We start from the raw sequence: 11,438 nt of genomic DNA, 5'->3' as shown, positions 1-11,438 counted from the left end.
AAATGATCGGCATTACCTCTAATGAGGCCTTTATGAATTTACTTAAGCTGTTTTCGCTATAGCTCTATATCGACTGGTGGCGAAACATAACCCATATAGGCGTTGGTTTTTAAAGGCACAAAGCGCTCTAGTTGAGCCTTCTCCTCAATACCGGTGACTATCACCTCGATATCTAAGCCTTTAGCCACGTTAATCAGCGCGCGACACAATTCACTACTATGCTCACTTTCATCATAATAGGCGAAAGACTGGTCGAGTTTGACGTAACTTGGTCGTAAGTTCTGTAAGTAGCTCATTGAACCAAATTGGCGACCAAAATGATCAATGCCAAAGTGTGCACCGTTATCTCTAATGATTGTACACAGAGCTTCACAGGCTTCAGGGCTGCTATATACAGCTGCTTCTGGGATATCAAAACAGATACGTTCTCTTAAAGCTGATGAACGTAGTAGCTTGTTAAGCCACTGGTGGAACTCTGTATCGTTAATACTCTCGAAAGTCAGGTTAATCGCGATAGGTTCAAAATTACGATCCAACAGTGCTTTGCTGCTGATGGTTTCTATTAAGCACTTATCGAGCAAGCTGCCTAAAGACAATAGCTCAATGTAGGGCATGAATTGACCAGCGAATATTTTCTTGTCACCAATTTCAAGCTGACAATAAAGCTCTCTTTGCAGCACAGAGTCATTGCTATTGAGTAATATTGGTTGCCATTTGAACTTAAATTTTCCTGCGCTAATTGCACTGCTTAAATGTTCGCGCCACTTCTCACGGGTAAACAGTTGCTTTTCACTGGTCTCAAACCAGTGGAAGACTTTGTTTTCTTGCAGTGACTTTTGTAGCGCATTATCAGCCTGGGCTAAAATGTCACTTACCGTCATTTGCCCCTTACGCTCAGCAATACCAAGTGCAAACCCTTCGTTAGGCTTGCAGCCTGCTTTAGAGATCTCTTGGTTAATGGTGCGAATAAGTGTTTGTAGGTATTTACTGGTCTGCTCATGCTCTGAGCTAGTAATCAAGAAGGCAAACTCATAGGCTGCGATACGTGCAATAACAGAAGTGCTAACGCCATCTAAATGTTGCTTCATCTTCTGTGATAAAAGTTTGATGGTCTCGTCTCTAACTTGATAACCGTACTTACTGTGCACCTCTTCCAGCCAGTCCATTTTGGCCATGATCAGTGCACCATTTTTGGGTTCACTTAGCCAGCCACTTAGTCTACCCATCATATATTGGCGATTAGGTAGAGTAGAAACTTGATCGACGAGGTTTTTCTTTCTGAGTTCACCGACCTCTTCATCGAGAGAACTGAAAATCTGTTTAAGTTGAGCTGACATGCTATTGAAAGCTTGTACCACCGATTTTAACTCTCGGGTCTTAGGTACAGCCATATCCGGACCAAACTTTCTATTGGCAATCTCTTTAGCATGTTCTGCGATCTCATGCAGTGGTCTTAAAATCCACGTTAAGCCGACGCGAGCAAGGATTATAGCGATTAAAAACAGCACTGAGAAAACCATAATCGCATTGGTCATTGTGCGCCATAGTTCATGGTAGCCAAATCCAGGGTGGGCAGTTATTTCAAGTCTAGCGAGTTGGATCCAACCTGTTGTAATGGTGCTTTCACGGCGAATGGTTTTAAACAGGTCAAGGTCAATAAACCACTGCGGTACACCTTCGATAGTTAGTGGGTTTTGCCAAACCTGTTGTTTACCATCAACTAACCAAGTTAGTTTTACTTCTTGGTAATAGCCACCTTCAAAGATTACATTGATTAAGGTTTCTGCGCCGACGATGTCGCCAGCCTCTAAATCAGGTACCAGCATTATACCTAGAGAGTTACTGGTATTGTTGAGGTCAGACTCCATCTGCTTAGTTAGAAAGCTTTGGGTCTCGGTAAATTGCACATAACCTAAACTCGCTACTACTAGTAAAAACAGTGCAAACAGAAGTGTGTATATCTGTCGAAACAGTGTCATCTTGTTAACTACTCCAGTTTTAGTTTAGGTTGCTTTAGTCGTTCAACACCTAAACGATGCTTTAGGTCATTCCATTTCGCAAGTTTCGATGAAGAGCCTGCTAGAACGCCTCGTCCTTTTTCTTTATTTAGCCACAATTGTCGACCGTTAAAACTGTATACCGGTATAAGATCTTTACGCTGAGTTGCTGGTTTTATAGATTTATCAAGGTTATCTAAAACGAGAGGAATAGAGGAGGGAGTTTCATAATACGCAAGCACCATATGGTATTGGTTAACACTCGTGGCCTTAACCATGGTAATGCGTAATTTGTCTTCTGAAACGCCAAGCTGCAGCAACGTGAAATACTTTGCGATAGAAAAGTCTTCGCAATCGCCACCACTAACACCAATAAATTCCATTGGTGTTGCCCAATAATTCTTATTTCCCCAAAGTTTTATATCGTCGACAAAATGAAAAAGGTTAAAAAAATTATTAACCATTAATATTTTATCGCTATCTTGTAGCCCCTTAGCTTCATCAATTATTTTAAACCAAGCCCTAATGCGTTTTCCCGCCCGTTCTCCATATTGAGACTCTATGGTTTGGGTTATGTGGGCTTCGTCTAATTGCGGTATTGGGTCTGCATCCAGATAAAGTGAGGACACAGATAAAGCCAATCCAGTCAAAGTGAATTGGCAGACTTTTTTTAATTTTTGTAATTTATAAAGCCTGCCATTCATACGACGTTAGAGAGTCTCCTACTTAACCACTTCATCTACAGTATATATATGCCATTTCATATCAGCGGTGGTGTCATCGCCAGTTAGCTCAGCGATAACTCGACGGTTCACCTTATGTGCTGCTGCGGTATGAGTGGGATCGATTGGGCGATCAAAACTATATCCTACAGCACTTAATCGAGACGATTCAATATCAAAGCGTTCGCTCAGCAAAGCGCTTACTGCATTTGCTCTGTTTTGCGATAACACTTGGTTATGCTCATGGCTACCGGTTTTACTGCAGTGTCCTTCAATCACAGCTTGTGTATTGGGAAATTTCTGCATGAAAGAGGCAATAATTTCAACCTGGGTATAATACACTGGATCGATGTAGTAAGAGTCATTGGCAAACAAAATCTTTAGCTCTTGACGCTCGTTAATCGGTTTGATTTTACCGCAACCGTAGTTATCGATCGTCGCTCCGAGTTCAGTTTCTGTGCAGCGTTCTCTGGCTACAATTACACCATCATGGTCGATGTCATTTAAGTCATGCACCTGCTTCGTTGGTGTATCCATTGATACGGTGTCACGCATTGAGCAGCCACCTAATATAGCGACACTCAATAATATAATTAGGGTTCTCATTGCGGTACTCCTCCTTCGTAATCACGCTCACCTTGCCATACATCTGGACGTGTGACTCTTAATGAGTCGAGCAGCTGTCCAGTGGCATTAAGAACACGATACTGGGACACTATTTCATCGTACTCAGATTCTAAGTAGTCTTTTCGTGCTTCAAATAGCTCATTTTCTGTATCTAGCAGATCCAGCAATGTACGCTGGCCTAAATTGAACTGTTGACTATAAGCAACTTGAGTGTCTTTTGCCGCAATGACATGATCACGAATGTACATCTTTTGCGGGGTAAGCAACTCGTATGCATTCCAAGCTAGATTGACACCTTCAACCACTTGTCTATGAGCTCGCTGATGGATCTCTTTCGCTTCACCTATTTTGTAGGCTGCTTCTTTTTCTCGAGCCAAATCACGACCACCTGCAAACAGGTTATATTTAACCCTGATCATAGCGACTAAATCGTTGTTGTGACCGCCTACATTTTGAAATGTACCAGCGCCATCTTCACCATCAATATCATTATTCCAGTTACCATCTAGCTCTAAGGTAAACTTGGGATAGTAATTTGACTGGGCTGATTCTCGTTCATTCTCGGCAGCAAAAATATCACTTGAAGCTGATTTCAAAATAGGATGATTCTCTTGCGCCATCATGACACTGGTTTGTAAGTCGACTGGTAGCATATCTGCATCGGGTACTGGCACAATCATATCTTCTGGTTGTTGCTCTACAATACTTACAAACTGTGACTTGGCATCGTAGAAATTATTACGCGCAGAGATAACATTGGCGTTAGCGCGGGCTAGACGGCCGCTGATTTGTGATAGATCGGCGGTTGAGCCTAAGCCTGAATCGGTTCTCTGTTTAATTTGATCATAAATATCTTTATGGCTTTCAAGGTTTTTCTCGGCCAATGTCAGTACTTGTTCACTGCGAATATAATTGGTGTAAACCTTAACAACGTCCAGTGCCATATCTTCGGCGGCAGCAAATAGTGCCCACTGCTCTGCACTCGCTTCAAAGCTATATCTATCAACTTCACTGCTGGTATAAAAACCGTCAAAAAGCATCTGCTTGATACTAAAACCTGCTTCACCTCTCTCTAGTTCAATGACGCCGTCAGAATCGACTTCGCCTTGCCCTGCACGACGACGAGTCGATGGGCTATTGGTTTGTTCCCAACCATAGCCACCTGAGATATCTACCGTAGGCATATAACCGGCTACTGCTTGGTTGACTTGCTCTTCGCGCGCTTTAAAGCGGTTAAATGCGATTCGTATTTCAGGATTCGTATCTAATGTGTGCGCTACTGCTTGTTCCAACGTTTGGCTATAAGCCGCTGCTGGTAATATCAGCGCGCCAACGGCGAGTGCAATTGCACTACGTTTTACCTGCCGTATTGTGCTGGTGTCCATGTTAACCCCTCCAGGTCGTTTTTTATTGGGCTTCAACGCTCTCTGAGCGCGGTATCTTTAGCCCGTAATATTGGATTAAGTATGTATTCTAAAACGGATCTCTGCCCAGTAATTACATCAACCGAGGTCAACATCCCTGGTATGATAGGCATTTCCGTGCCATCGTCCTTTGTTAAGCTAGAAAACTCCGTTCTAACTTTTACAATATAGAAACTATTACCCTCTTCATCTTGGGTTGTATCGGCACTAATGTGCTCTACAACGCCATCTAGCCCGCCATAACGAGTAAAGTCATAAGCGGTAACTTTCACAACTGCGGGTAACCCCGGATGCAGAAACGCAATGTCTTTTGGAACAATTTTGGTCTCGATCAGTAGTTTGTCTTCAGATGGGACTATCTCAATGATATCAACACCGGGCTGCACAACGCCGCCAAGAGTATTGATATGCACTGACTTAATGGTGCCATTAACTGGCGAGACAATTTCTGCTTTACTGACCTTATCTTGGGCGCCCACTTGTGCTTCATTCATACGTGATAATTTAGTTTGCATTTCATTTAACTGGGCACGAGTGTCAGCGGCAAAAATCAGTACAGATTCACGACGTTTTAATATCGCTTCATCCATGGTTGATTTTACTTTTGGTCTTAATAATCTTAAAGAAGAGAGCTCACCTTGAATGTCATTGACCAAGCGTTGCAGTTTCAGCAGCTCAACTTCTGGCACAATTCCTTTGTCTGCAAGTGGTCTTGTAAGCTCTAGCTCTCTAGAAACCAGCTGAAAACTGGTGGTCAATGTTCTAATTTTAGAGGCTAGTTCTTGGATCTCTTGATTACGTTGCTGGATCTGCCTAGCTTGGATCTCGAGCTGGTTACTGAGGTTATCAATACGGCCGAGGTACTCTTCGCGCTGTCTTTTGGTTAGCTCTGGCTCATTGGTTTCTAATATCTGAGGAAAGACTAACGCTTGAGGCAATATTTCTACCTGTTCACGCCAATCAGAGCCGATACTTGAAATGGTAATACTATTCAGCTCTGTCTTTAGTCGAATCACATTGGCAAGTAGACTATTAACCTCTTGCTCCTGCTGCGCATAGTCAGATTGAAAACGAGTTGCATCAATACGCGCAAGCGGCTGACCTTTGGTAACTATCAAGCCTTCTTGCACGTACATATCTTGCAATATGCCGCCATCTAAACTCTGTATGACCTGTATTTGCGAAGAGGGAATAACTTTGCCCATCCCGGTAGTTACTTGGTCTAATTCAGCAAAATAGGCCCAAATTAAAAAAGTAACTGCCAGTGATGCCAGTGCCCAAATGGTTAGTCGGTGACTTGCTGGCGCATCGGTCATCATTGCACCATAGACATCATCAACCATCTCTAAATCATGCGAAGTGAGGTGTTTACTCATTTTTTAACTACTCCAGCAAGTAGCCCTTCATTCAGTTTCTTGAGCACGTCAGCTTTTGGCCCATCGGCAACAATGTGGCCACGATCTAATACAATAATGCGATCGACCAAGTTCAATAAGTGCATTTTGTGAGTAATGAGTAGTAGCGTGCGGTCTCGGCTGACATTGTGCATCGCTTGGATAAACTGTTTTTCAGCTCTAGCATCTAAACTGGCTGTGGGCTCATCCATCAGCAATACAGGAGGATCGTTTAAGGTCGCGCGAGCTAAAGCTATGGTTTGTCGTTGGCCACGAGAAAGTTCTCGTCCACCTTCTCCCACTTGTTGGTCGAGCCCTTCAGATTCTAGGTTGGTAAACAAGTTAACGCCTGATAGCTGAACTGCTCTGATCAGTTGATGCTCAGTCACTTGGCGAGTTCCAAAAAGGATGTTGTCGCGAATGCTGCCATGAAACAGGGTAATATCTTGTGGTAGATAGCCAAAGTTACGTCTAAGGTCACTAGGGTGTATTTGAGCTGAATCGAGACCGTCGTAAGTGATGCTGCCTTTACTCGGCTGAAAAAGGCCGACTAAAATTTTAGCTAAGGTACTTTTGCCTGAACCATTACGACCAATGATGGCAACTCGCTCACCGGGCTCAATTTTTAATGACATTGGATGCAGTATTGGGCGCTCAGAGTTCGGATAGCTAAAGCCTAAAGTATGAGCGTTTATCTGTCCGCGCAGGCGCTGACGGCTGACAAGGTGACCTTTGTTTTCAAACTCATCTTCTTGAGTCATTATTTGGTTTAACTGGCGTAGTGCACTGGCAGTTTGGTTACCGCGGGTCATTAGGCCTGCCAATTGTGCCATTGGTGATATGGCACGGCTTGATAAGATCACTGCTGCGATAATTCCACCCATGGATATTTCATTATCAGCAACGCGATAAACACCTAGAATAACTACAAAAATCACTGAAGTTTGCACCACGAAAGTGGCAACATTTGTCACTGAGGTGGAGATTTTTTTCGCTTTCAACTGCCAGTTTGCAGTATGGCCTATCATCTGTTGCCAACTTTTTTGCACTAGCCCTTCAGCGCCGCTCGACTTTATCGATTCCAGTGATGATAAAGACTCGATTAGGTGACCATGTTTGAGGCCTGAGAACTTATTTGTCTCTTCAATAGCAGCTTTTAGTTTTGGCTGCATAATCAGGGTATAGCCAATAATGATGAAGCTGCCGATTAATGGAATAAGTGCTAGATCACCTGCGACTAAATAGATGGTGGTCAAGAAAAATAGTGCAAAAGGAAGATCCACTAAAGTGGTGATGGTTGCTGAGGTGAGAATATCCCTAATACTGTCAAATTCACCGAGTTGTTTTGCCATGCCGCCAACACTTGGGGAGCGTTTTTCTAATGGAATACCAACGGCTTTAGCGAACAGTTTTGATGAGACAATAATATCGACTTTCTTTCCGGCTACATCAATTAAATAGCTGCGTAACTGGCGCATTATCAGATCAAATATATAAGCTATACCTGCGCCAATGGCTAATACCCACAACGAGTCGAATGCCAGATTTGGCACGACTTTGTCGTATACATTCATGATGAATAGCGGTGATACCAGTGCGAATAGGTTAACTAAAACCGAAGCAATTAAAGCATCTCGGTAGATAGGTGCAGAATCTTTAAGTGTCTGCAGTAACCAATGGGATTTATTCTCGTGTAAGTGGACATCAAAGCCCATATCGCCACGATATTCTTGCTTAACAAGAAACAGGTAACCGACATAAATGGCTTCTAGCTCTTCAATCGATAACGTCTCTTCACCACCTGTCTCCGGGAGCTGAATAATCGCTTTATCTTGCTCAATATCGAGCTCTCTAAGCAGGCAAGCCTTTTTATCCTTAAGTAACAATATGCTGGGGAGCAGAATTGGGGTGATCTCATTTAAACCTTTACGAGAAAGCTTAGCGGCGAGTCCTGCTCGAGCTGCTGCTTGTGGCAATAACTCAGGCGTTAACACATGACCTTGCATAGGAAGGCCAGCGGCTAAAGAGTCGCTAGAGCAGGGGCTACCGAAATATTCAGTAAGCAAAACTAAACTGTCTAACAGTGGATCGACTACAACACGTTGAGAAGCCGATATCGTCCACTGATCAGTTTTCTTAGAAGCTGACACCTTGGGGGCTTATCCTTAAGATTTTATTATATATTGTTAGTATCGGTTATGATGGCCTATTTTTCTATAGGCCACCATTTCACAGTCGTGCTTGCTTAAGGTATATGATTAAATCCTTGCATGTTAAGGTCATCATTTAGTCTATCGGGTGCATTAACTGCGACCGCAAAAGGATCTCCGCTTGAAGTGCTTACAATGAGAGGTCCTTCACCGTTGTTACCTAATAAACCTGAAATAATATCGGCTTCATGAGCACCAAACGTAGCAAAGAGGTCAATACCATCGAGAATTATATGTTGATCGAATGTACCATCTTGGTCGGTATCGATATTGATTGAAGTACTGCCATTATCATCGGTAAAGCTAATATATTGAGACAGTTCGTTTACTGAATCACCTTGAAGAATATCACTAAGATCTAGCTTATCTTCCGCAAGGTTAAAATCGGTTATATGATCTGTAGTATCAGTTCCATCGACTGGGCCTGTACTCCAGGCAAAAGTGTCTGCCCCAGCATTGCCCGTCATGATGTCATCGCCAAGTCCTCCAATTAGCGTATCATTTCCACTACCACCTATAAGTTCGTCGTTGCCTTCGCCTCCATACAATGAGTCATTGCCGCTACCGCCTCTGAGCTCATCTTCACCACCTTGGCCGAATAACAGATCATCACCTCTATTACCTGCAATAACATCATCACCATCGTTTTGACTTCTGGATACATCAAATGCTGAGGCATTAGCGGAGATGTATTCGTGCACATCTTGCACTGAAACTTCTCCTAGATTCTCGCCTGTTTGTAGTGCTACAAATTTTTGTAATGCTGCATAGCCTTGGCCATCAATACCGTCGAATTTAACTAAATCACCAAAAATTATGTCATTACCATCGCCGGAATTGACGGTGTCATCTCCTTGGAGCAGTAGTTGTTCTGAGCCTAAAATCACACTTGCTAATTGACTCGCATCGATATTGGTTGCGACATTCCCGTCAGAATCATAAGGAGTTAGTTTATTTAACGCTATCCCCCCTATACCGATGGCCTCGACATCTGACAGTGATTGAAGAAGCTGAAATGCAGAGTTCGCACCTGAAACTGCTTCTGAATAACCCTCTGTTGCAATCGCAATAAAGTAGTCACCATTGGCATTCTGTTCAAGTTTCCCGATAGCTCCCTGACTGTTCCATTTACCACTACTATTTTGTTTCCACTCATAGACCGTACCGCTAGCATCAATAATCTCAAGGCCATTATAAATGAGCGCTTGACCTAATGTGTATTGACCGAGCAGTTCGTCTAAATTCTTGTCAGTAAGATCTTTATAATCAAGCACTTTAATTTCGTCGGTTAAAGTCTCATACATGTAGTAATTAGGCTCACCGTCGGTAATGAAATAAGTCAGGTTTGTTCCATCATTGCTTGCGGCATCTCCGTTACGGAACCATTCAATAGCAGCATCGAACGCTGACTCATAGTTAGTCCAGCCATTGTCATCTATCGCATTCAAAGCATGGGTCAGAGTTGTGAGCGCGTCAGGATCCGCCAGATTTACCGAAAGCGATATATTGGCTTCATAATCGAAATCAACTAAAAGCACATTTACAACGCCAGAATGTACTCCAGTTGCACTCGACGAAAGTGTTTGGAATACCTGTAATAGCTGGGATGTAGCTTCATCAATTGCATTACTCATACTACCGGATGAGTCAAGAATAAACGCGATATTATAGTTTTCTCCTTGAATTATTTGGATGCCTGAAGTATCGCTTACAATAATGTCATGATCATCGCTAGTTTCGATGGTGTTGTCGCCATCCGTGCCATTGTTGTAGTTGTAACCGCGCAGCGAAATATCCAAGTCTATTTGGTTACTGGCTGAACTACCGTTACTCGACTCAGTAGCTATTACATTGATTGTTAATGTAATGTCTAGCTCGCCATCATAATCTTCAGTGACTTGTAGCTTTAGGTTGGCTAAATCATCAACGGGCACAGTCCAAGTTCCAGTTGCAGAATCTAGCGTACCAGCGGTCAAATAGACACCATTTGGAATACCGTCAATGGTTGCAGCAGATAAATACTCACTTCCGTCTGTGTCGGTAAGTGCTGTATTGATACTTAAAGGGATCTCTTTTATTTCGACTTGAGTTAGCGTCCCGTCAGGATTAACAATGAGTACAGCATCTGCAAACACAAGGCGCTCGACATTATAAAGGTGATCACCTGCATCTAGTTCATTTACATTGAGTGAGCTGGCATCAATGTTGAGACTGTCGTTAATAAGTAGGTATGGCACAACGGGATGATCTAAGTGGTTAGTGATTGTGTAGTTAGCAAAGTTACCGGAGTAGATTGCTGTATCGACTCCAGCCCCTCCATATATTGAATCGTTTAGCCCACCACCAATAAATACATCATTACCTGCACCACCATGAAGGTTGTCAGAATGATTGCCACCAACAAGCACATCATCACCGCTGCCACCTTGTAAGCTATTAGTGTCATTTAGAACACCAGCAGATATGTAATTATTCTCACTTGAACCCGCCAAACTGACATTACGGCCACTAAATACAGCGTCAATATTAATGCCAAAAACTTCATCATTAGGAATAACATTATCCGGCGTTTGATTACTTTCTGTTTTGCTGCCCCATTTTATTTGACCAGCAGAAGCCGCTAATTCAGGTACATCTGCTCTTGCGTCAATGTGGATAGTTACTGTGGCTTGTAAACTGTCATCGGAACCATCAGTGACAATATAATTAAAGCTCGCGAGTGCATCCGCTTGATTACCAAGACCTGTAGCAGAATCACCACCATCAGCTTGGTCTGCCGATGGTACAAATTGAATGCTTCCAGCATCGAACATAGCAGAAGTCAGCAGCATACCTACAGTCACAACGTCCCACTGTCCATTGTTGAAGTACTGCAATTGGCCGTTGGCAGGATTAGGTAGAGAGGTAATCCTGATGGAAAGGTTATCTTTATTGTTATCAATATCAGTAATATTTAGGCTAGCCCAGCTAAATACAAGGGCTGAGTCCTCAACGCCTTGAACTGCAGTATTAGTAACATCAGGCGCATCGTTAACGTCGTTGACGGTAATGGTCACGGTGGCAG

Annotated in this window: 7 protein-coding genes; all 7 read right to left on the bottom strand. The window is 43.0% G+C overall.

Annotated elements, in window-relative coordinates:
• Nucleotides 1-56 precede the first annotated feature (56 nt).
• Complete coding sequence (locus AB4238_RS18065) at nucleotides 57-1,979, bottom strand: EAL domain-containing protein (protein ID WP_372034701.1); 1,923 nt, start codon at nucleotides 1,977-1,979, stop codon at nucleotides 57-59.
• An 8-nt stretch (nucleotides 1,980-1,987) separates the two neighbouring features.
• Nucleotides 1,988-2,701 (bottom strand): transglutaminase-like cysteine peptidase, encoded by a 714-nt coding sequence (locus AB4238_RS18060; RefSeq protein ID WP_220738537.1) that lies wholly within the window; start codon nucleotides 2,699-2,701, stop codon nucleotides 1,988-1,990.
• A gap of 18 nt (nucleotides 2,702-2,719) precedes the next feature.
• A complete protein-coding gene (locus AB4238_RS18055; protein ID WP_372034700.1) occupies nucleotides 2,720-3,325 on the bottom strand; it encodes an OmpA family protein in 606 nt (201 codons plus the stop codon).
• Nucleotides 3,322-4,731, bottom strand: a complete 1,410-nt coding sequence (locus AB4238_RS18050; RefSeq protein ID WP_372034699.1) for a TolC family outer membrane protein — start codon at nucleotides 4,729-4,731, stop codon at nucleotides 3,322-3,324. The genes AB4238_RS18055 and AB4238_RS18050 overlap by 4 nt, the downstream gene beginning before the upstream one ends.
• Before the next feature lie 32 nt (nucleotides 4,732-4,763).
• Nucleotides 4,764-6,146 (bottom strand): HlyD family type I secretion periplasmic adaptor subunit, encoded by a 1,383-nt coding sequence (locus AB4238_RS18045; RefSeq protein WP_372034698.1) that lies wholly within the window; start codon nucleotides 6,144-6,146, stop codon nucleotides 4,764-4,766.
• Complete coding sequence (locus AB4238_RS18040) at nucleotides 6,143-8,314, bottom strand: type I secretion system permease/ATPase (RefSeq protein WP_372034697.1); 2,172 nt, start codon at nucleotides 8,312-8,314, stop codon at nucleotides 6,143-6,145. Before AB4238_RS18040 ends, AB4238_RS18045 begins: the two co-directional genes overlap by 4 nt.
• A gap of 95 nt (nucleotides 8,315-8,409) precedes the next feature.
• Nucleotides 8,410-11,438, bottom strand: a 3,029-nt coding sequence (locus tag AB4238_RS18035; RefSeq protein ID WP_372034696.1) for a type I secretion C-terminal target domain-containing protein, incomplete at its 5' end; no start/stop codon positions are given.

This window comes from Shewanella sp. 10N.286.45.A1, assembly GCF_041470405.1.
Classification (GTDB): Bacteria; Pseudomonadota; Gammaproteobacteria; order Enterobacterales; family Shewanellaceae; genus Shewanella.
Note: the sequence above shows the minus strand (reverse complement) of the source record. Positions and strands in the feature narration are given on the sequence as shown.